At 72.7% G+C, this 21,385-nt stretch carries 13 protein-coding genes; 2 read left to right on the forward strand and 11 right to left on the reverse strand.

Annotated features, from left to right (window positions below; all coding sequences use genetic code 11):
* Positions 1-25 precede the first annotated feature (25 nt).
* Positions 26-3,940, reverse strand: a complete 3,915-nt coding sequence (locus ACIRFH_RS11865; RefSeq protein ID WP_403519379.1) for a glycoside hydrolase family 2 TIM barrel-domain containing protein — start codon at positions 3,938-3,940, stop codon at positions 26-28.
* Positions 3,941-4,335: 395 nt separating this feature from the next.
* On the opposite strand from ACIRFH_RS11865, the gene ACIRFH_RS11870 reads away from it, so the two are divergent.
* A complete protein-coding gene (locus tag ACIRFH_RS11870) occupies positions 4,336-6,063 on the forward strand; it encodes a serine/threonine-protein kinase (RefSeq protein WP_403519381.1) in 1,728 nt (575 codons plus the stop codon).
* Positions 6,045-7,154, forward strand: coding sequence for a serine/threonine-protein kinase (locus tag ACIRFH_RS11875; protein ID WP_403519383.1), 1,110 nt, complete (start codon positions 6,045-6,047; stop codon positions 7,152-7,154). The genes ACIRFH_RS11870 and ACIRFH_RS11875 overlap by 19 nt, the downstream gene beginning before the upstream one ends.
* Before the next feature lie 20 nt (positions 7,155-7,174).
* Here ACIRFH_RS11875 and ACIRFH_RS11880 read toward each other — a convergent pair whose 3' ends face one another.
* From ACIRFH_RS11880 to ACIRFH_RS11925, 10 genes are all read right to left on the reverse strand, one after another.
* Complete coding sequence (locus tag ACIRFH_RS11880; RefSeq protein ID WP_403519385.1) at positions 7,175-7,687, reverse strand: O-acetyl-ADP-ribose deacetylase; 513 nt, start codon at positions 7,685-7,687, stop codon at positions 7,175-7,177.
* Entirely contained in the window at positions 7,684-9,093 is a 1,410-nt protein-coding gene (locus tag ACIRFH_RS11885) for a phytoene desaturase family protein (RefSeq protein WP_403519387.1), read from the reverse strand. Before ACIRFH_RS11885 ends, ACIRFH_RS11880 begins: the two co-directional genes overlap by 4 nt.
* 116 nt (positions 9,094-9,209) lie before the next feature.
* A complete protein-coding gene (locus ACIRFH_RS11890) occupies positions 9,210-10,058 on the reverse strand; it encodes an inositol monophosphatase family protein (RefSeq protein WP_403519389.1) in 849 nt (282 codons plus the stop codon).
* A gap of 85 nt (positions 10,059-10,143) precedes the next feature.
* Positions 10,144-12,009, reverse strand: a complete 1,866-nt coding sequence (locus tag ACIRFH_RS11895; RefSeq protein ID WP_403519391.1) for a gamma-glutamyltransferase family protein — start codon at positions 12,007-12,009, stop codon at positions 10,144-10,146.
* A 273-nt stretch (positions 12,010-12,282) separates the two neighbouring features.
* On the reverse strand, positions 12,283-12,786 hold the full coding sequence (locus tag ACIRFH_RS11900; protein ID WP_403519393.1) for an NUDIX hydrolase: 504 nt from the start codon (positions 12,784-12,786) through the stop codon (positions 12,283-12,285).
* Positions 12,787-13,566: 780 nt separating this feature from the next.
* The gene (locus tag ACIRFH_RS11905) at positions 13,567-14,634 is read right to left on the reverse strand and encodes a helix-turn-helix domain-containing protein (RefSeq protein ID WP_403519395.1); all 1,068 of its coding nucleotides are present in this window, start codon (positions 14,632-14,634) and stop codon (positions 13,567-13,569) included.
* Positions 14,635-15,709: 1,075 nt separating this feature from the next.
* Entirely contained in the window at positions 15,710-16,288 is a 579-nt protein-coding gene (locus tag ACIRFH_RS11910; protein ID WP_403519397.1) for a Dps family protein, read from the reverse strand.
* A gap of 57 nt (positions 16,289-16,345) precedes the next feature.
* Complete coding sequence (locus ACIRFH_RS11915; RefSeq protein WP_403519399.1) at positions 16,346-17,506, reverse strand: MFS transporter; 1,161 nt, start codon at positions 17,504-17,506, stop codon at positions 16,346-16,348.
* An 83-nt stretch (positions 17,507-17,589) separates the two neighbouring features.
* Positions 17,590-18,435, reverse strand: a complete 846-nt coding sequence (locus tag ACIRFH_RS11920) for a fumarylacetoacetate hydrolase family protein (protein WP_403519400.1) — start codon at positions 18,433-18,435, stop codon at positions 17,590-17,592.
* A gap of 22 nt (positions 18,436-18,457) precedes the next feature.
* Entirely contained in the window at positions 18,458-21,385 is a 2,928-nt protein-coding gene (locus tag ACIRFH_RS11925) for an FAD-binding and (Fe-S)-binding domain-containing protein (protein ID WP_403519402.1), read from the reverse strand.

A 21,385-nucleotide genomic window follows, 5' to 3' on the forward strand; every position in this document is an offset into this window, starting at 1 on the left:
TTCGATCCGGGCCTGCTCGCCGGGCCTACTCGGTCGCCGTGGGCCGCCGCGAGACGGCCGTCGCGTCCCGCACGTCGGTGAGCGGGCGCAGCCGGTAGGTGTACGTGTAGTCCCGGTCGGCGAACAGCTTGAACTCGTCGTGGGTGTGCGCGCCCCAGCTGTTGTCGCCGCCGACGCCCATCTGCCGGTGGTTCAGGCGCAGCACGACCTCCTCGCGCGGGGTGAGCTGGTAGTCGTGGCGCACGCCCGCCGACAGGTCCTCCGGTGTGAAGCGGGAGGCGTTGACCTCCAGCAGGGGTTCGCCGGTGGCGAGCAGGCCGACCCCGCGGGAGTCGGTGAGGGCGACCCAGCGGACGTCGGTCTTGTTGCCGTTCTCCTGCGGGCGGATGTAGGGCGTCCACTGCTCGGCGACGGTCGAGGAGTACAGGCCGACGTCGGAGCCGGTGTTGCGGTCCCAGTAGTTCTCGTCGGGGCCGCGGCCGTAGTAGTGCAGCCGGTCCAGGCGGCCGGGCAGGAACAGCATCGTCCCGACCTCGGGGATGTACGGCAGGTTCGCGGCGCCCGGGTGCAGGGTGTTGTCGACCTTGATCTCGCCGTTGCCGAACACCGTGTAGGTGGTGGAGTACGCCGACTCGGTGGTGGTCGGCAGGGTGCCGCTGACCTTGATCTCGACGGCCCGGTCGCCCAGGGCTCGTACGGCGACACCGGTGACCTTGCGGCGGGCGCCGGCGTCGCGCCAGGTCTGGTTGCGGGTGTGCTGGCCGTTGCCCTTGTCGTTGTCGGTGGGCGCCCGCCAGAAGTTGGGCACGGGCCCGGAGGTGATCAGGCGGGTGCCGTTCGCCTCGTAGGAGGTGATGGTGCCGCTGCGCTTGTCGACGGTGACGGAGAAGCCCTTGCCGCGCACGGTGACGTCCTGTTCGCGGTCGTCGTGGCGCAGGGCGGGGACGCTCGCCAGGGAGGCGGGGGTGACGGCCGGGCCGCCGGCGTCCAGCGGGAGCTGCTGCCGGGCCACCTCGAAGCCCGCCTTCGCCCACGGCGTGGGCTCCTTGGTGGTGAAGGACAGCTGGAGGAAGTACTCGGTGCCCGGTTCGGGGTCGTCCGGCAGGCGTACGGGGACGGTGACGTCCCTGCTGGACAGCGGCGGGACGTCGAGCTGGTCGCGGGTCAGCCTGCCGCGCCGGACGGCCTTGCCGTCGGCGACCAGTTCCCACCGGCCGTCGAACTCGCGGAGGTTCGTGAACAGGAACTCGTTGGTGAGGGTGACGGCCCCTGGTGCGCCGCCGGGGGCGGGGGCGGCGTTGATCGCCTGGTAGACGCGCTTGACCTCGGTGGCCTTGCCGGTGTGGCCGCGGTCGGCGGTGATGATGCCGTCGGCGACGAAGGCGCCGTCGTTGGGGTTGTCGCCCCAGTCGCCGCCGTAGGCGAGGAAGGTCTTGTCCTTCGGCCGCTTCTTCTCGCTCTTGACGGTGGCCGCGTCGAACCAGAACCGCACGCCCTCGTCGGCGGGGCCGCGCCCGTCGGAGGCCAGTTCGGCGCCGGTGAGGGCGCGGGCGTAGACGCGGGCGCGGCGGATCGTGCCGCTGAACTCGCGGGTCTGGTTGTCGGCGTCGGTGGCCAGGGACAGCGGCGCGGTGTTGCTGCTGGGGCGCCGATCGGTGGTGCGGGTGGCCCGCGCCACGCCGTCGACGTACAGGGTCAGGGTCTTGGCGTCCGCGTCGAAGACGCCCGCGATGTGGTGCTCGCGGCCGGTCCAGTCGTCCGGCACGGTCCAGCTCGCGGTGATCCACTGGCCGGCCGAGTGGATGAAGAACTCCAGCTTGCGGTCGGTCTGCTTCAGCGCGTACTGGGTGTCGCCCTTGGCCAGGATGGGCTGGTGGTAGCCGGTGTAGTGCGGGGTGACCCAGGCCTCCAGGGTCAGGGAGCCGGTGAGGTCGAGGCTGTCGTGGCGCTCGAAGACGGTGATGCCGGACAGGCCCTTGTCCCGGTCGAGGGTGCCGCGGGTGGCGAGGATCTCGCCGCGCAGCCCGGCCGGGCCCGACTCGGTCAGCAGGGTGCGGGCCGGAACGGGCGTGTACAGGGACTGGTCGACGAAGTCCCAGATCCAGCCGCCCTGGAGGACGTCGTACCGGCGGACGAGGTCCCAGTACTTCTTGAGGTTGCCGGTGGAGTTGCCCATCGAGTGGGCGTACTCGATCATGACGTAGGGCCGGGTGTCGGAGGTGTCCTTCGCCCGCTGCTCGACGCGCTGCGGACTGTCGTACATCTCCGAGCGGATGTCGCTGATGCCGGGGCGGTCGTCGCCCTCGTACTGGATGACGCGGGTGTCGTCGTAGGAGCGGATCCAGTCGTGCATGGCGGTGAAGGTGCTGCCGCCGCCGGCCTCGTTGCCGAGGGACCAGATGACGACGGAGGCGTGGTTCTTGTCGCGGTGGACCATGTTCTGGGCGCGGGCCACGCAGGCCGCGGTCCAGTCGGGGTGGCTGCCGGGGTACCGGTCGCGGATGCCGTGGGTCTCGAGGTTGGTCTCGTCGACGAGGTAGAGGCCGTACTCGTCGGCCAGTTCCAGCCAGTACGGGTTGTTGGGGTAGTGCGAGGTGCGGACGCTGTTGATGTTCATCCGCTTGATGATCGTGATGTCCTCGACCATGTCCTCGCGGGTGAGCGCCGTGCCGCGCTCCGGGTGCATCTCGTGCCGGTTGGTGCCGCGCAGGGAGACGGGCTTGCCGTTGATCCGCATCAGCCCGTCCTTGAGGGCGAACTCGCGGAAGCCGACCCGGTGGGAGAGGGTCTCGACCACCTTGCCCGAGGGGTCGCGCAGGCGCAGGACGGCTGTGTACAGGTTCGGGTGCTCGGCCGACCACAGCTTCGGTGACGGTACGGCCTTGGCCGCGCGCACGGTGACGTCCTCGCCGGCGCGGGCCGTGCCGAGGTCGGCGGACTGCTGCAGCGGCCGGGACCAGACGGCGTGGCCGCGGGAGTCGTACAGCTGGGTCTCCACCGTGTAGCGCCCGGCGTCGCCGCCGCCGTACGCGCGCACGTGCGCGGTGACCTTCAGCTCGGCGTCGGTGTAGGTGCCGTTCAGCGGGGTGTCCAGCTTGAAGTCGCGCAGGTGCACGGCCGGGGTGGAGTAGAGGTAGACCGAGCGGAAGATGCCGCTCAGCCGGATCATGTCCTGGTCCTCCAGCCAGTCGCCGTCGGAGTAGCGGTACACCTCCACGGCGATCTGGTTGGTGCCGGGCCTCAGGTGGTCGGTGATGTCGTACTCGGACGGGGTGTAGGAGTCCTCGTCGTAGCCGACCAGTTCGCCGTTGATCCACACGTAGTGCGCGGACTTGACGCCCTCGAAGTGCAGGAAGGTGCGGCGGCCCGTCCAGTCGCGGGGGACGGTGAAGGTGCGCCGGTACTGGCCGACCGGATTGTAGCGGGTCGGCGCGGCGGGCGGCTGCGGGTCCTCGCCGCGGCCGTTGGGGCCCATGTACGGGTAGGTGATGTTCAGGTAGATCGGGAAGTCGTGGCCGTGCAGCTGCCAGACGGACGGGACCGGGATGGTGTCCCAGTCGCTGTCGTCGGTGTCGGTGCGGTGGAAGTCGGCGTCCCGGTCGTCGGGGCGGTCGGCGTAGGCGAACTTCCAGGTGCCGTCGAGGCTCAGCCGGTAGGGCGAGCGGGTGCGGTCGCCGGCCAGGGCCTGTCTCACGTCCGCGTACGGCATGAGCGTGGTGTGCGGCGGCTCGGTGCCGATCCGGAAGACGCCGAAGTCGTTCCACTCCGGGGGCTCGCCGTCCGCGGCACGCCGGCCGGCCGCGAGCGCGGTGACGGGCGACGCGGACAGGGCGAGGGCGCCGAGGAGGGCGGCGCCGCCCTCCAGGAGACGGCGGCGGCTGACGACCGGGCGGGGGCGGGGGGCCGGGATACCGGCGGGTGACACGGGCGAGTGCGGCATGACCGTGGCCTTCCGTGTGGCTTCGGGGGCGGCTCAACGCACGGTGCTGCACCGACTGTTGACGGTGATGCGGATGCCAACTGCCGGTGATGGAGCGGCTACTGGATCAGGGTCACCCTAGGACTCCAACACAACCGAATCAATTACCCCGTCGGACTTTGTTGGTTCCTGGTGGACGACGGTCACCCCTGGACTCGGGGCGCTGCGCCCGGGTACTGCTCGACGGATGCATGTTCATGAAGGCCATCGACGAGGAACGGCGTCAGGGGCGCGTCGGGTGATCCCTTCGGCGTCGACGCGACGAGCGGCAGGTGCTTCGGCGCTACACTCCGTGCCATTCATGCTCATGCCACGGGCAGTGACGTCGGGGGGACATGTACGTGTCGGCGAGCGGTGTGGACATTCAGCCTCTGGAGGAGGACGACCCGGAACGGCTGGGGGATTTCCCCCTGATCGGCCGACTGGGCGCGGGCGGTATGGGACGCGTCTATCTGGGGCGCTCGCTCGAGGACGGCGCACTGGTGGCCGTCAAGACCCTGTTGGCGGAAGGTGAGATCAGCCCCACCGACCGCAGGCGCTTCGCCCGCGAGGTGAAGGTGGCCCGGCGCGTCCAGGGGGTGCGCACCGCCCGGGTCCTGGGAGCGGACGCCGAGGCGGAGCGGCCCTGGATGGCCACCGAGTACATTTCCGCCCCCTCCCTGGCGGAACTGGTGCAGCGCGCCGGGCCGTTGAACGGGACCGCGGCCCGATGGGTGACGCGCGGGGTCCTGGAGGCGGTGGCGGAGTTGCACGACAGCGGCATCGTGCACCGGGACGTGAAGCCGCAGAACCTGTTGCTGCCCCTCGGCGGACCTCGGTTGATCGACTTCGGGATATCTCACGCCGCGGACCTGACGCGCACCCAACTCACGCTCGGGACGGTGGCGTTCACCTCACCCGAACAGGCGCGGGGCGAGCCGTCCACCGCCGCGTCCGACATCTACTCACTCGGCGCCACCCTGTTCCACCTCGCCGTCGGCCGGGCCCCGTATCCGCCCGACATCGAGATGCTGCCGCTGCTGACGTACGTCGCCCAGGCCCAGGTCGATCTGACGGGACTGCCCGAGGACCTCGACCCGGTGGTCCGGCAGTGCCTCGCCCTGGACCCCGGCGACCGGCCGCGTGTCACGGAGCTGCTGGAGCGTTTCACCTTCGACCTGGCCGAGATGCCGACGGCACCGGAAGCCGGTGGCTGGCTGCCCGCGGCCTGGACGCGGATCGTCGAGGGCCATGCGCGTCAGGGCCGCGAACTGGCCGCCGATCCCCGCGCCGCCCTGTGGGCGGCCGAGGACGAGGCCACCGTGCGCCCGGCCGGCGGCGGCCGCACCCTGGCCACCCGGCCGCTGCCCGCCCCCGCCCCGACCGCCGTGCTCCTGGAGGAGGACGCTCTCCCGGCCGCCACCACCGGCCCGGGGCACCCGGCCGACGATGACGACGGGGACCCGGAGGACGGCGACGCCCCCACGCGCCGGCGCCCCGGCGCGGGCGAGCGCTTCTTCGTGCGCTCGGTGCAGGGCGTGATGGCCGCCGTGCTGCTGGTGCTGATCGGCGGGTTGGCGTACGCCTACCTCGTGTACGGAAAGGGCGAGCAGTCGGACAAGAGCGGCGGCGCCTTCGCGGCGGTGAGCGTGGGCGACTGCGTGTCCCTCACCCTCGAGCCCGGTGGACGGTGGCTGCCCGGCACACCGGCGCGGACCGCCTGCGCGGCGCAGGACGCGCGCTGGCGTGTGGTCGCCATGGACCGGGACGGGCTCGTGGACCGCTGCGGCGGCCCGTACGGCGCGGTGCCCTGGCTGCGGACCGGCTCGTCGGGCACGGCCAGTCTCTGTCTGGAACGGCTCTTCCGCCCGGGAGAGTGCGTGCTGGCCTCCGCGGCCCCCGCTGAAGGCAGCCTCGAGGTGACGCCCCTCATCGACACCTCCGTCTTCGCCACCACTGTGTCCTGCTCGGACTCCGCTCCGGCCGAGCGGGAGGTGATGCGCGTCCTCGAGTACGGCGCGTCCGACGCGGGCTGCCGGACGCCGGCGCCCGTGCACTACAAGTTTCCCGAACGGGGGCGGCTGCTGTGCCTGACACCGGCGTGACCCTGCGCCCTCTGCACCGTTCCGACCCCGCCTCCCTCGGTCCGTACCGGCTCCTCGGGCGCCTGGCGGCGGGCGGCATGGGCCGGGTCTACCTCGCGGCCCGGCCCGACGGCGGTGGGCTCGCCGCGGTCAAGACGCTCCTCGCGGAGGGCACGGCGAGCGAGTCGGACCGGGCGCGCTTCGCCCGCGAGGTCACGGTGGCCCAGCGGGTGACCGGGGTGCACACCGCCCGCGTGCTCGACGCGGATCCCCACGCCGCTCGGCCATGGCTGGCCACCGAGTACGTCGCGGCCCCCTCACTGGGCGAACTCGTCGCGCGCCGCGGTCCCGCCCACGCCGCGGCCGTCGCCCGGATCGCCGGTGACTGCGCCACGGCCCTGGACGCCCTGCACGCCGCGGGAGTGATGCACCGCGACCTGAAGCCGCAGAACATCCTGCTGTCGTCCGACGGGGTGCGGCTCATCGACTTCGGCATCTCGCACGCCACCGACCTCACCCGCACCAAGGTCACGCTCGGAACCATCGCCTTCATCGCGCCCGAACAGGCCCGGGGCGAACCGGCCACACCGGCGGGCGACGTCTACGCCCTCGGCGTCACCCTCTGCACCCTGGCCACCGGCAGACCCCCGTACGCGGAGACCGGCGATCCGGTGCGCCTGCTGGCGCTGGTCTCGCGCGGGAAGGTCGACCTGGACGGCGTCCCCGAACCCCTGCTCCCGGTCGTACGGGCGTGTCTGGAACTCGACCCGGCGCACCGTCCGAGCCCGGCCGGCCTGCGTGCCCTCGCCGAGGAACACACGACCGCCCCCTGGCCGGACGGCCCGGACACGTCCCGCCTCCCGGACGGCTGGGCCGCACTCGTCTCCGACTACCGGCGACGGGGCCGCGAGCTCGAGCGCCGTGCCCTCGCCGACGACCGGCCGGCCACGGCCCCCGAGCCCGCACCCCGGATCGCCGGGCTGACCCCGCGGGGCTGGAAGGCCGCGGGCACCTTCGTCTCCAGCCTCGGGGCGCTGATCGTCCTCGGTCTCGGAGGGCTGCTCGTGGTCGTCACCATCGTCGCCGTCGCGATGGCGATCATCTCTGGGTAGTCCCCGGTCGGTGTTCCCGGTCAGGCGAGTCGCCGGGCGAACGCCTCGTACGCCCGGTCGTCGAAGAGGACGAACCGGACCTCCGTCACCGACGTCGCGGTGTTCCGCACCGTCTCGACGGCGATGCGGGCCGCGTCGTCCATGGGCCAGCGGTAGACGCCGGTGGAGATCGCCGGGAAGGCGACCGTGCGGGCGCCCAGTTCACCGGCGACGCGGAGGGCCTCGCGGTAGCAGGAGGCGAGCAGGGCGGAACGGTCCTCGGTGGGCGACCGGACCGGGCCGACCGTGTGGATCACCCAGCGGGCGTCCAGGTCGCCGGCGGTGGTGGCGACCGCCCGGCCGGTGGGCAGGCCCTTGCCGAGGTGACCGGCGCGGAGCTTGCGGCAGGCCGCCAGGATCGCGGGGCCGCCGCGCCGGTGGACGGCGCCGTCGACGCCGCCTCCGCCGAGCAGGGAGGAGTTGGCCGCGTTGACGATCGCGTCGGCGCTCTGGCGTGTGATGTCTCCCCGGACGAGCGTGATGGTGGTGGTCATGTCTGCCTCAGCCTGCGCCAGACGGCCTTCGCCGCGTTGTGCCCGGACATGCCGTGCACGCCGGGGCCCGGCGGGGTGGCCGACGAGCAGATGAAGACGGCCGGGTGCGGGGTGGCGTACGGGAACAGGGAGAGCTTGGGGCGCAGCAGGAGCTGGAGCCCGGAGACCGCGCCGGAGGCGATGTCCCCGCCGACGTAGTTGGCGTTGCGGGCGGCGATCTCCGGCGGTCCGGCGGTCGCGCGGGCGAGGACGCGGTCGCGGAACCCGGGGGCGAAGCGCTCCAGTTGGCGTTCGACCGCGTCCGTGAGGTCGCCGGTCCAGCCGTGGGGCACGTGTCCGTACGCCCAGAAGACGTGTTTGCCGGCCGGGGCGCGGGTGGGGTCGACGACGCCGGGCTGCACGGTGATGAGGAACGGTCGCTCGGGTGCCCGGCCCGTGCGCGAGGCCGCGTGCAGGGCGGCGCCGATCTCCGCGCTGTCGGCGCCGATCTGCACGGTGCCGGCGGTGCGGGGCTCCTCGGCCGTCCACGGGACCGGTCCGTCCAGCGCGTAGTCGATCTTGAAGACGCCGGGGCCGTACCGGTAGTGGTCGTAGTAGTTGCCGAGGCCGGCGATGCGGGCCAGGGCCGTGGGCGAGGTGTCGAAGACGTAGGCGCGCGCCGGCGGCAGGTCGTCGAGGCGCTTGACCTCGTAGTCGGTGTGGACCGTGCCGCCGAGGTCGGTGAGGTATCCGGCCAGCGCGTCGGAGATGGCCTGGGAGCCGCCGCGGGCCACGGGCCAGCCGCGGGCGTGGGCGGCGAGGGCAAAGACCAGGCCGACGGCGCCGGTGGCGAAGCCACCGAGGGGGGCCATGACGTGCGCCACGAGACCGGCGAAGAGGGCCTTGGCCTTCTCGTCGCGGAAGCGGCGCATCAGCCACGTCGACGGCGGCAGTCCGGCCAGGCCGAAGCGGGCGAGGGTGACCGGGTCGCGGGGCAGCGCGGTGGCCGGCAGGGACATGAAGTCGCGGGCCAGCGTGTCCCACCGGGGCAGGAAGCGCTCGACGAGCCTGCGGTACGTGCCCGCGTCACGCGGGCCGAAGGAGGCGGCGGTCTCGCCGACCGACCGGGACAGCACGGCGGCCGAGCCGTCGGGGAACGGGTGCGCCATGGGCAGCTCGGGGTGCAGCCACTCAAGGCCGTACCGCTCCAGGGGCAGGGCGCGGAACGCGGGCGAGTTGACACCGAGGGGGTGGGCGGCCGAGCACGGGTCGTGGCGGAAGCCGGGGAGGGTCAGCTCCTCCGTGCGGGCGCCGCCGCCCACGGTGTCCCGCGCCTCGAAGACGGCGACGGAGAAACCGCGGCGGGCCAGCTCCACGGCAGCCGTCAGTCCGTTCGGTCCCGCACCCACCACGACCGCATCGAGCATCGACGGCACCTTCGGACTCCTTCGTCAGCCGACGGCCACTCGGCTCAGGATATGCCGGGCCGCCGACACGTCCCGCCGCGGGTGACGGCCGGGCGGGGCCGCCGCGGGCCCGCGGGTCAGGCGCTCTCCCCCGCGAGCAGGGACACCACCCGCCGGGCCGTGGCCGCGTCGCGGGCCGCGGTGAACGGAAGGTCGTTGTCACCGGTGATGCGGAAGGGCTCGCCCGTGCGGGTCAGGTGGGTGCCGCCGGCCTCCTCGACCAGTAGGAGCCCCGCCGCGTGGTCCCAGGCCGCCTCCCAGGAGAACGCCGTGGCGTCCACCTCGCCGCGCGCGACGGCGAGGTACTCGAGGCCCGCCGAGCCGCAGGCGCGGGGTGCCACGCCCGGGGTGCGCAGGCCGAGCAGGGCACGCTTCTGCTCGTCCGTCGTGTAGTCCGGGTGGGAGGTGGCGACCCGCAGGTCCTGCCCGGGCCCGGGCGGTCCGGCGTACAGCCGCTCGCCGTCCAGGAAGGCACCCCGGCCCCGTACGGCCGTGGCGAGCTGGTCGCGGGCGGGCGCGTAGGTCCAGGAGGCGTGCACCACGCCGTGGTGGGCCAGGGCGACCAGCGTGCAGAATCCGGAGTCGCCGTGCACGAACTGCCGCGTCCCGTCGACGGGATCGACGATCCACACCGGCGCTTCGCCCCGGATCGCCTCGTACGAGGCCGGGTTGGCGTGCACCGCCTCCTCTCCGACCACGACCGATCCGGGCAACAGGACGACCAGGGCCTCGGTCAGGTACTGCTCGGCCTTGCGGTCGGCGTCCGTCACCAGGTCGTGCGGGCCGGCCTTCTGGTCGACCTCGTGGGCCGCGAGCCGGCGCCAGCGCGGCATGATCTCCTGGGCGGCCGCCTTGCGGACGGCCTCCTCCACCTCGTCGGTGTGCCGGGCGAGAAACTCGTCGATGGTTTCGTTGTTCTCGATCATGACTCCATGAGAGCACGCGACACCGACAATCCCCACCCGGCCGGGGCACTGCCGGTGGAATCCACGTGAACACGCGGCTGTGCGCTCAGCGCCCCACCGCGTACCCCTGCGCGCCGCGCGGGTTCGCCGCCGCCGACAGCACACCCGTCTCCGGGTCCCGGGCGACGGCGCACAGCCGCCCCTCCGACCAGGGCCCGCCGACGGTGACGTCGTGCCCGCGGCGCCGCAGCTCCCCGACGACCCCGGCGGGCGTCCGGGACTCCACGGTGACGCTGCCCGCCCGCATGCCGCGCGGGAAGAAGGAGCCGGGGAAGCTGTCGTTGTGCCAGTTCGGGGCGTCGATGGCGCCCTGGAGGTCGAGGCCGCCGCGGACGGGTGCGCGCAGGGCGACCGCCAGGAAGAAGTGCAGCTGCCACTGGTCCTGCTGGTCCCCGCCGGGCGTGCCGAACGCCATGACGGGCACGCCGTCGCGCAGCGCGATCGACGGGGTGAGGGTGGTGCGCGGCCTGCGGCCCGGGGTGAGGGAGTTCGGCAGGCCCTCCTCCAGCCAGGTCATCTGCAGGCGGGTGCCGAGCGGGAAACCGAGTTCGGGCACGACGGGGTTGGACTGGAGCCAGCCGCCGCTGGGCGTGGCCGAGACCATGTTGCCCCAGCGGTCCACGACGTCGAGGTGGCAGGTGTCGCCCCGGGTGCCGCCGTCTGCGCCGACGGCCGGCTCGCCGGACAGCGGGTCCGTGTCCGGCTCGCCGGGCACCGGGGAGGCCGGGCTCTTGGCGACGGTCGGTTCGCCGACCCCCAGGGCGTCGAGGCCCTCCCCCTCGACGGCCGCCACGCGCGCGTGGGCGCTGAGCCGCGGGGTGCGCCCGCCCGGGCCGCCGGGCCGCAGCTCGAAGGATGCCTCGTCCCCTATGAGCTCGCGCCGGGCCGCGTTGTACGACGGCGACAGCAGGTCGGCGAGCGGCACTCCGGCCGCGCCCTCGGAGTCCCCGTACCAGGCCTCCCGGTCGGCCATGGCGAGCTTGCAGCCCTCGATCAGCAGGTGGACGTAGTCGGCGGAGCCGTACCGGGGCAGCTCGGGCGGGAGCAGCGCCAGCTGCTGGAGCAGGACGGGGCCCTGGCTCCACGGGCCGGCCTTGCACACGGTCCAGCCGTTCCAGTCGTACGTCGCCGGCGCCTCGTAGGAGGCGGACCAGTCGGCGAGGTCGGCGGCCGTCAGGGTGCCGGTGTGGTGCCGGCCGCTGGTGTCCAGGGTGGGCCGGGCGGCCTGCCGTACGAACGCCTCGGCGACGAACCCGGTGCGCCAGACCTCGCGGGCCGCCTCGATCTCCGCCTCCCGGCCGCCCGCCCCGGCGACCTCGGCGAGCAGCCGCTTCCAGGTGGCGGCGAGGGCGAGGTTGCGGAACAACTCGCCCGGGCGGGGCGGCCGTCCGCCGGGCAGGTAGACCTCCGCCGAGGACGTCCACTCCGTCTCGAACAGTTCGCGGACGGTTTCGACGGTCTCCGTGAAGCGCTCCACGGGCGGGTGCCCGTCCGCGGCGTAGCCGATGGCGTACTTCAGCACGTCGGCGAGGCGCTTGGTGCCGTGGTCGCGCAGCAGGAGCATCCAGGCGTCGAAGGCGCCGGGCACGGCGGCGGCGAGCGGTCCGGTGCCGGGCACGAGGTCGAGGCCGAGCCCCTTGTAGTGCGCGACCGTCGCCCCGGCCGGTGCGACGCCCTGCCCGCACAGCACCCGCACCTCGCCGCCCGCCGGCGCGAGCAGGATCGGCACCTCTCCGGCGGGCCCGTTGAGGTGGGGTTCGACGACGTGCAGCACGAAGGCTCCGGCCACGGCGGCGTCGTAGGCGTTGCCGCCGTCCTCCAGCACCGCCATCGCCGACTGGGACGCCAGCCAGTGGGTGGAGGCCACCATGCCGAAGGTTCCGCTGAGAGTGGGGCGAGTCGTGAATTGCATACCTGACCTCGGGGTTTGTATACGTCGGAGAACTGCCGCGACAGCGGAGCGGGCCGCTGGGGGTATCTAGGGGGCATCTGGGGAGAACGAGCGCGAGACCATCTCCTCCACGTTGCCCACTTCGAGCCACCGGGTCAGGCTGTCGGCGTCGGCCGCTGCCGCACGCAGAGTAAAAGCCCGCCACCGCCGACGCCACCCCCTCACCAGGCCGAACGCGTCCCTCTTCGTACTCCACCTGCCGATCGTGATCTTCCTGGTGGCCGCTGCCTGGTGTCACCAGCGGGCGACCAGCGTCTCGTCTCCACATCGGTTGCGGTACAGCCGAGTGGCCCCGGACGCGACATCCCCCGTCAGATAGCCGACGACGGGTTCCCGCTGCGCCGCGCCGTCCAGCTCGCCGAGCAGCTTCAGAGCATCGGGCAAGGGAAAGAAGGCGGCCTGTTTGATGTCGTCGTCCTGTGGCGCGACGTCACCCGACCACTCGTCGATCCCGAAGGGAACGGCCAGCGCCGAAGGGGAGGGCTCGGAGTCGATGTGCATGAGGAATGCGGTCCGCACCGGGTCGTCTACCAGTAGGCCGGTCTCCTCCCGTAGCTCGCGACGGAGAGCCTCGTGCATGAGCTCGCCGTCCTCGACCCCGCCGCCGGGCAGCGACCAGAGGAGCTCGCCGGCCGCGCCGAGGCTCTCTCGCACGAGCAGGATCTCGTTGCCTTGACGGATGATGCCGATGACCAGCTGCACCCGGGATTTCGGGGCTTCCGAATCCTCTGCCGTCATGCCGCAGACCGTACGTGATGGGCAGTCAGCGGTATTCGGGGCCGGTACGGAGAGGGGTGCGGCCACCGTTGATCATCGTGAGTCGTGTGGACCGACGATGATGCGGTAGCCGCAGGCCACAGCATAGATCCCGCCCGATGAGCAGTTCGATGCGTTCGGCGAGCATAGGCACGTCATGTGGGCAGCCTGAGCCCCCACGTCCTCGCCTCGCTCGGCAGCCTGTGCGTCGAGGAGGTGAGACGGCAGACGAAGGGCACATCCTCCGTCATCCCACGCGCCGGCGCCGGTCACGAGGGCGCCGTCCACCACCGCGGACGGCGCCCCGCACCACGGCTTCACCGATCATCTCTGCTGGCGTACGGGTGGAACAGCAGGACGGTGTGCGAACCGTCCAGCCGCGTTCGGTGGCCGCAATGCGCTGCACCTTCGAGCGCCGGGCGGTCGGGGTGAAAGCCGATCGGCACCGGCGACGACGTACTGGGCCGGCGGCCCCGGCGGGTCGACCAGTGTCCATGGCGAGCGGGCGTTGCTCCGGCTCCCGCCCTTCGGGACGGCCCCGTCGTCCCACAGGTCGGTGATCAGAGCCGCGTTCACAGCGGCAGGGGACGGACCGGTTGATGACGTCCGGCAGACGTTCACCGGCGTCGAGGCCGAACGCCGCGATGTGGCGGGCGCGACGACAGGGTCGGTACCGGTACCGCGAGCCCCCGGCCGGCTCCGTTCATCGACGGTGCGGCATCGGGGACCGCGCGGCGCGGGGAGTCCGCCGTGCCGTACGGCTCAGGCCGCCGCGGCGCCCGCGCCCCCGCGGGACGGACGGGGAGCGGTGGGGCGGGACAGCAGGCTGACCACGGCTTCGTGGGCGACCGCCGGGCGCCCCGGCACGGTCTCGCGGACACCATCGAGGGCGAAGCGCCGCCATTCGGCCGGGGACATGCCGTACGTGGCCCGGAAGGTGCGGCTGAAGTGAGCGGCACTGGTGAAGCCCCACCGGTGAGCCACCGCGGAGATGGTCAGGCCCGCGGTCTGCCGCCGGGCCAGGTCCCGGCGGCACTCCTGGAGCCGACGGCGCTGGACCCACCGGCTGACGGTGGTGTCCGCATGCTCGAAGACCCTGTGGAGGTAGCGGACGGAGATGGCGTGCGCCTGCGCGATGGACCCCAGGCTCAGGTCCGGGTCGTCGAGGCGGCGGTCGATGTGCTCCAGGATGCGCGGCAGCAGGTACCGCACGGTGTCCGGTACGTCGTCCGTCTCACCTTGCAGCTCCTCCAGGGCCAGGACGGAGATGAGGTCGACGACATGCCGCACCAGCGCCTCCCCGGTGCCGGGGCACAAGGTGGGTGCGGTGGCCACCAGTTGGGCCAGCATCGGTGACAGCAGCCTCCCCGGCGTCGTGTCCGGTCGGATGGGTGCCGCCGTGAGCCGGCGCAGGTCGGCCTCGGTGAGACCGAGCAGCCATCGGGGCACGACGAGGCACCGCACCTGGTGGCCGGCCGGGAAGTCGATGCGGGTCGGGCGGGCCAGGTCGCAGAGCGCGATCGCGCCGGGACCGATACGGGCCGCTCCGTCGCCCTGGTCCACCACGACGGTTCCCTCGACCGGTGTGACCAGCACCAGGGACTGTTCGCCGTCGGAGGTGAGCGAGAAGGCAGGCCACCGCACGCGCATCCGCGCGCCCTCCAGCGTGACGGCCCGCGCCGGGCCGAGCCGGGACGTCCACAGGGTGTCCCGGTGGTCCCCGTCCAGGACGGAGACCTCGGCCCTGGGGAACGCACCCGCGACGGCCTCCGCCCAGTAGGACGGCTTCTTGTGATCGGGCACTCCTTCGGTGGTGCGGAAGGCTCCCATCTGTTCTCTCCTCATTCCCGGAGATGCGACGTCCGTCATCACGTTCTTCGCTCCTCGGCCGGTGTACCTGCGGCTACCGTGCCAAGTCCGCCGGTGTCGGCGCCTCACGCGAACGTGCTAATTGCCGTCCATGAACCGGATATTTCGAACATGTGCGGCGGATGTGGCGCTTCCTCGTCCTCCGTCACAAGCGCCCCGCCCGGACGCCCCGATGCCGTGGGGAGGGAACGGTCCGGTTCCGTGTTCGCGGTCGGCGGCCGGCCGGGGCGGGCCGGCACGCGAGGTGACGCCGTGTTCCGCACACGCACGCCGCAGGTGCGAGCCGACCGTGCGCGGGGAGAGGAGACAGCCGCTCCGCCGACTGACGCGTTGCCCTCAGGCGTCGTACGCCCGGCGGATGCCCAGCGCGGGGAGCCTGCGGGTATGCGCGAGGTCCCGTTCGGTGTCAGCCTCGTAGCGCCCGCGGCAGGTGGCCGAGATCCTTGTCCAGCAGTCCGCGGACGCGCGCGGCGGCCGCCGCGAGGGCCGTGATACGCGGGGTGCGGGCGGCCCCGGGTCACGCGCGGGCGACCGTCGCCGCGGCGCGCTCGTGCTTGCCGCCGGCAGCGCCGTGCGGACCAGGACCGGGGTGTGCGAGGAACTGGTATCTGCGGCGCCGTGCGTTCCAGCCGTTCCCGCAACTCTTGCGAGAGCACAAGACACCGAGCGGCACGACGCGCTCGTCCGGGCCCGCGCCCGCCCGCAGTGCCCGCAGGCCGGGACGAGCGGCGGCGTGCGCCTCGGCCGACGGCCGGGTCTTTCCGCTGCCCGGCGCGCCGTCGACGCGCACAACGCCACCACGGCCGTGCGCCGGTGCGTCGAGCCGGGCGCCGACAGCCGCCGGTTCGGCCGCGCGGCGGAAGGGGCTCGCCCTGCGTACCGTACGACGGCGGACGCCCCGCGAACCGGTGCACGCTGCATCCCGTGACACCTTGGCCGCACCTCCGAAAGCGGGGCGGCGCGGTGTTCACGTACCCAGCTCGTCACAGGACGCCGTCTGCCGCGCCGGCCGGTGGTCCGGCCCGCGCGGCAGGGGTCAGGCGCGCACGAGCGGGGTGTCGACCAGGTGCTCGGCCAGGAACCAGGTCTGGAGTTCGCCGGTGCGGATGACCTGGGAGACCAGCAGGTCGTTGGTACCGTCGTCGCCCAGCTCGACGGTGCGGGCGGCCGCGTCGTGCGCATCGACGAGGATCGTCTCGTGCGCCTCCAGCAGGCGGGAGAGCATCGCCGGGACCTCCTCGACGCCGTCGGGGGGCCGCGGGATCGAGGTGAGTTCGGCGACGTGCCGGGGGTCGCCCACCGCGACGCCGCCCAGCGTCTGCACCCTCTCGGCGAGGGTGTCGACGAGGTCGAGCTGTTCGCCGGCGTGCTTGTCGAGCAGCAGGTGGAGCTGGTAGAAGGTCGCACCGCGCATCAGCCAGTGGCTCTTCTTGTAGAGGCCGTAGAGGATCTGTGTGTCCGCCAGCGCCTTGTTCAGCCGCTGGCAGGAGTACATGCGGGCGTCGTGGGAGAGGCCGAGCGGGTACTGCCGGACCGTGCCGTACTCCTGGATCACCTCCCCTTTCTGGTGCAGGAGCGGCTGGCTGCCGTGGGCACTCGCGGTGCTGATGGTCATGTTCTTCCTCCTGTGGTGGCGGTGGTGTTTCCGCGGGAGTCTGCTGCGCGATGGTGGTCAGACGGGGGCGGGGGTGCCCGGACGGGTACGCCGCTCGGTGGCCCAGTAGGCCAGGGTGAGCAGCGGCACGGCGGCGCCCAGTACGGTGAGTCCGCGCCAGCCGGCGGTGTCGAAGACGGCCGCGCCGAGCTGGGTGCCGATGGCTCCGCCGGTGAAGAACATCGCGATGAACACGCTGTTGAGGCGGGAGCGGGCGGCGGGATCGAGAGCGTAGACGGTGTGCTGGCCGAGGATCAGCGTCGTCTGGACCGCGACGTCGACCAGGATCGCGGCGAGGGCCAGCAGGACGACGCTGCGCCCGCCGAGGCCGGCGACGGCGAAGGCCAGCGCGGCGGCCGCGAGGGCGATGCCGGTGACGGGACGTGCGAGCCCTCGGTCAGCCCAGCCTCCGGCGAACGGGGCCACGGCGGCTCCGGCCGCTCCGACCAGGGCGAAGAGTGCCACGCCGGTCTCGGAGTAGTGGAAACGGGGCCCGGTCAGGACAAAGGGGATCGTGGTCCAGAAGGCGCTGAAGACGCTGAAGACGGCGGCCTGGTAGAGGCCGCGACGCAGCAGTGCGGGGTGGACGCGCGGCAGCCGGATGGTGGACCGCAGGACGTGGTGGTACGGCAGTGAGGTCGTCGGTGCCTGCTGAGGCAGGGCCGCGCGCAGACTGACCGCGAGAACGGCCATGAGGACGGCCGAGCCGAGGTAGACGGCCCGCCAGCCGGCCGTGTCCGAGACGAGGCCGCTCACCGTCCGGGAGAGGAGGATTCCGGTGAGCAGTCCGCTCATCACCCGGCCCACGACCCGTCCACGGGTCTCGTCGGGGGCGAGGCTCGCCGCGTAGGACACCAGTATCTGGGCCACCACCGAGGTGGCGCCGCTGACGAGGGCGGCGGCGAGCAGCACCAGGAAGCCGGGGGCGAAGCCGGCCACCGCGAGCGCGACGGTCGTGACCGACAGCAGCGCGGTGACCAGGCGCCGCTTCTCCAGCCGGTCGCCGAGCGGCACCAGGATGAGCATGCCGATGACGTAGCCGACCTGGGTGAGGGTGATCAGCGTGCCGGCGGTGGCCGTGCCGATGCCGAAGTCCCGGCTCAGGGAGGACAGCAGAGGCTGCGCGTAGTAGAGGTTGGCGACCGTCATGCCGCAGGCCACGGCCAGTAGCACGATCAACCGGCCCGGTACCCCCGCGGCGGCCGACGCCGCCGCCTCACTCCCCCGGTCCGGACTGGTCGCCCCGTTCGGTGCCGCGGACCTCATGCGGACCGCAGCCGCTGCCGGAGCTCACCGATGCCTCGGATCGAGCTGACCAGTTCGTCACCGGGACGCAGCCAGCGCTGGGGGGTGCGGCCGAAGCCGACTCCCGAGGGCGTACCGGTGTAGATGACGTCGCCTGGCATGAGCGGCAGCACCTGGGACAGCTTCGAGACCAGCGCCGGTACGGAGAAGATGAGCTGCCGGGTGGAGCCGTGCTGCACCTGCTCCCCGTTGACGGTGCAGGTCAGTTCGAGGGCGTCGGGATCGTCGAACTCGTCGGGGGTGACCAGGACGGGACCCATCGGGGAGAAGCCGGGGTAGGACTTGGCGAGTCCGAACTGGGGAGCCGGGCCGCTCATCTGAAGGACCCGCTCCGACAGGTCCTGGCCGACGGTCAGGCCCGCCACGTGGTCCCAGCCCTCCTGCTCCGGGACCTGGTGGGCCGGGCGGCCGATGACGGCGACCAGTTCCACCTCCCAGTCGGTGCGGCCGCCCTCGGGCAGCTTCACTTCGGTCACCGGCCCGGTGATGCTGCCGGCGAACTTGGTGAACACCGGGGGCATGCCCTCGGGCGTGCCGAACCCGGCCTCGTCGGCGTGGTCCCGGTAGTTGAGCGCGATGGCGAGGAGCTGGCGGGGGGCCGGCGCGGGGGCGCCGAGCTCGGCCGGGTCGAAGGTCCGGCCGGGGCCGAGTTCCGCCTCGGCGGCCCAGGCGCGGAAGTCGGCCCACCGGTCGTAGACCGCCTGCGGGTCGGACGGGAAGCGGCGGCCGCTGGCTTCGTGGACGTCCACGGCCCGGTCGTCGACGACCAGAACCAGCCGTCCGGACAGGTTGGCGATGCGCATGAGGTTCCTTGGTCAGGTCAGGTCAGGCGGGCCGGGTGACCCGTTCGAGGACCAGCAGGACGGACTGGTAGGGACGGCCGGTGACGTGTTCCATGCCGATCTCGCAGGTGCGGTTCGCCGAGAGGTAGGCGTCGTAGTCGCCCGCGACGACCTCGTCGGCCTCGTGGTAGGCGGCGGACTCGGCCAGCTCCTTGTGAAGCATGCCGCGGTCCCCGGCGAAGCCGCAGCACTCCGCGTGGACCGGCACCGTCACCTCGCGGGCCACGAACCGGGCCAGCTCGTCGAGTTGACCCACATCGCCCAGGTGCCGCATCGAGCAGGTGGGGTGGATGACCGCGCTGTCGACCTTGCGGTGGGCGGTGAGGCCGGGCAGGAGGTCACGGGCGGCCCACACCAGGGAGTCGACGACGTCGAGCCGTTCGTGCCGGTGTCTGTTCTCCGGTGTCAGGTACGGGATGATCTCGTGTCCGATGCCGAGGGTGCAGGAGGAGGCGTCGACCACCAGGGGGAGCCGGCCGCCCTCCGTCCACTGCCAGGCCCGTTCCACCGTCCGGTTGGCCATGAACCTGTTGCCGTCGTCGTAGCCCTTGGAGTGCCAGATGGTGGCGCAGCAGGACCCGGTCAGGTCGGAGGGCACCCAAACGGGGCGGCCGGCTCGCGCGGAGAGCCTGACCACGGCCTCCGGGAGGGAGAGTTCCTCCCCGCCCTCGGGGCCGGCGAAGATCCGGTTGACGCAGGCCACGAAGTAGACGGCGGCGGCGCCCCGGCGGTCGGTCGCGGGCAGGCGTGCGGAGGCGGGGCCGGGGATCGCGCTGATCCACTCGGGTACCAGGTCGGGGGTGACCGCCTTGCGGGCGAGCCGGGTGGCGCGGTTCAGCAGGCCGTCGTCGACGTGCTCGGCGATGCCCAGAGCGGCGCGCACCGACTTCTCCACCGCGCCGAAGTGCCGGGCGGCCCTCTCCCCGTTCCGCTCGGCTTGTCTGCCGTGCCGCCGGTGGCGGAACTCCTTCATCATGGCACCGGTGTCGATCCCGACCGGACAGGCGATCTTGCAGGTGGAGTCTCCGGCGCAGGTGTCGACGGCGTCGTAGCCGTAGGAGTCGAGCAGGTTGTCGGTGACGGGCGAGTCGGCGGGCTGGCGCAGCATCTCGCGGCGCAGCACGATGCGTTGCCGCGGTGTGGTGGTCAGGTCGCGGCTGGGGCAGACGGGTTCGCAGAAGCCGCACTCGATGCAGGGGTCGGCGATCGCCTCGATGGTGGGGATCGTCTTGAGGTGCTTCAGATGGGCCCGGGGGTCCCGGTCCAGCACCACGCCCGGGGCGAGCACACCGTCCGGATCGAACGCCTCCTTGATCCGCCACATCACGTCGGTGGCGGTGGGCCCCCACTCGGCCTCCAGGAAGGGAGCCATGTTGCGGCCGGTGGCGTGTTCGGCCTTGAGCGAGCCGTCGAACCGGTCGGTCACCATGGCGCAGAACTCGTCCATGAACGCGGCGTACCGCTCGACGTCCTCGGGGCGGGCAGCGTCGAGGGCGAGCAGGAAGTGCAGATTGCCGTGGGCGGCGTGGCCGGCCACGGCGGCGTCGTAGCCGTGGCGCCGCTGCAGCTCGAGCAGCGCCTCGCACGCCTCGGCCAGGTGGGAGGGCGGGACGGCGAAATCCTCGGTGATCAGGGTGGTGCCGGTGGGGCGGGCCTTGCCGACGGCCGTCATGAACGCCTCGCGGGCGTGCCAGTAGGCGTGCGCCGTGGCGGGGTCGGCGACGAAGGCGTTCGTCACCGACGGTACGGGCGTCACCAGTTCCAGCCCTTCGACGAGCCGCGCGGCGGCTTTGCGGTGGGTGAGGTGCTCCTCCTCGGTCGCGGCCCGGAACTCGACGAGCAGCGCGGTGGTTTCCCGCGGCACCTCCTGCCAGTCAGCGGGTACGCCGTCCACCGCGGCGCAGGCGCGCAGGGTGTTGCCGTCCATCAGCTCCACGGCGCGGGCACCGGCGCGGTTGAACAGCGGCACGGCCGCCGCCGCCGCGCGCAGGTCGGGGAAGAACAGCAGCGCCGTCCAGGTCCTGCGGTCCAGGGGGACGGTGTCGAAGACCGTCTCGGCGATGAAACCGAGCGTGCCCTGGGAACCGACCATGAGCCCGCGCAGGATCTCCGCGCCGGTGGTGCCGTCCAGGAAGGCGTCCAGCCGGTAGCCGCTGGTGTTCTTCAGCTCGTACTTGGCGCGGATGCGCGCGACCAGCTCGCCGTCGTGCTCGATCTCCTCCTTGAGCGACAGCAGGGCCGCGTGCAGCCGTGGCTCGGCCTCCCGGAACCGCGCGTCGGCGTCCGGCGCCCCGGTGTCGACGACCGTTCCGGAGGGCAGCACCACGGTCAGGGAGGACAGCAGCCGGTAGGAGTTGCGGGTGGTGCCGGCGGTCATGCCGGAGGCGTTGTTGGCGACGACACCGCCGACGCAGGCGGCGCTGGAGCTGGCCGGGTCGGGGCCCATCAGCCGCCCGTGCCGGGAGAGCGCGATGTTGGCGCGGCCGATGGTCGTGCCGGGCCTGATCCGTGCCCGGGTGCCGTCGTCCAGCATCTGCACCCCGGTCCAGTGACGGCGCACGTCGACGAGGATGTCGTCGCCCTGGGCCTGGCCGTTGAGGGAGGTGCCGGCCGCGCGGAAGACGACGTGCCGTCCGGACTCGCGCGCGTGCCGCAGCACCGCGGAGACGTCGTGGACGTCCTCGGCGATGACGACGACGCGCGGCACCAGACGGTACGGGCTGGCGTCGGAGGCGTAGCGCACCAGGTCGGAAATCTTGTGCAGGACCTTGCCGGGGCCCAGTTCCAGGGCGAGGGCGTTGCGCAGACCGTCCGGAGTACCCGAAGCCCGGTCGTCGGCGACCCGGTCGACGGCCGGGCCCCGCGCCGGGTGCGGGCGCAGCTTCCCCGGCTCCGGTTCGAGCAGCGGCAT

The sequence above is a fragment of the Streptomyces sp. NPDC093586 genome (assembly GCF_044764905.1).
In the GTDB taxonomy this organism is placed as follows: Bacteria; Actinomycetota; Actinomycetes; order Streptomycetales; family Streptomycetaceae; genus Streptomyces.

What these genes read in the sequence shown, in the direction of transcription:
- ACIRFH_RS11880 (WP_403519385.1), bottom strand. Translation starts at nt 7,687, where the DNA reads ATGACCACCACCATCACGCTCGTCCGGGGAGACATCACACGCCAGAGC.
- ACIRFH_RS11895 (WP_403519391.1), bottom strand. Translation starts at nt 12,009, where the DNA reads ATGCAATTCACGACTCGCCCCACTCTCAGCGGAACCTTCGGCATGGTG.
- ACIRFH_RS11885 (WP_403519387.1), bottom strand. Translation starts at nt 9,093, where the DNA reads ATGCTCGATGCGGTCGTGGTGGGTGCGGGACCGAACGGACTGACGGCT.
- ACIRFH_RS11900 (WP_403519393.1), bottom strand. Translation starts at nt 12,786, where the DNA reads ATGACGGCAGAGGATTCGGAAGCCCCGAAATCCCGGGTGCAGCTGGTC.
- ACIRFH_RS11890 (WP_403519389.1), bottom strand. Translation starts at nt 10,058, where the DNA reads ATGATCGAGAACAACGAAACCATCGACGAGTTTCTCGCCCGGCACACC.
- ACIRFH_RS11920 (WP_403519400.1), bottom strand. Translation starts at nt 18,435, where the DNA reads ATGCGCATCGCCAACCTGTCCGGACGGCTGGTTCTGGTCGTCGACGAC.
- ACIRFH_RS11910 (WP_403519397.1), bottom strand. Translation starts at nt 16,288, where the DNA reads ATGACCATCAGCACCGCGAGTGCCCACGGCAGCCAGCCGCTCCTGCAC.
- ACIRFH_RS11925 (WP_403519402.1), bottom strand. Translation starts at nt 21,385, where the DNA reads ATGCCGCTGCTCGAACCGGAGCCGGGGAAGCTGCGCCCGCACCCGGCG.
- ACIRFH_RS11865 (WP_403519379.1), bottom strand. Translation starts at nt 3,940, where the DNA reads ATGCCGCACTCGCCCGTGTCACCCGCCGGTATCCCGGCCCCCCGCCCC.
- ACIRFH_RS11905 (WP_403519395.1), bottom strand. Translation starts at nt 14,634, where the DNA reads ATGGGAGCCTTCCGCACCACCGAAGGAGTGCCCGATCACAAGAAGCCG.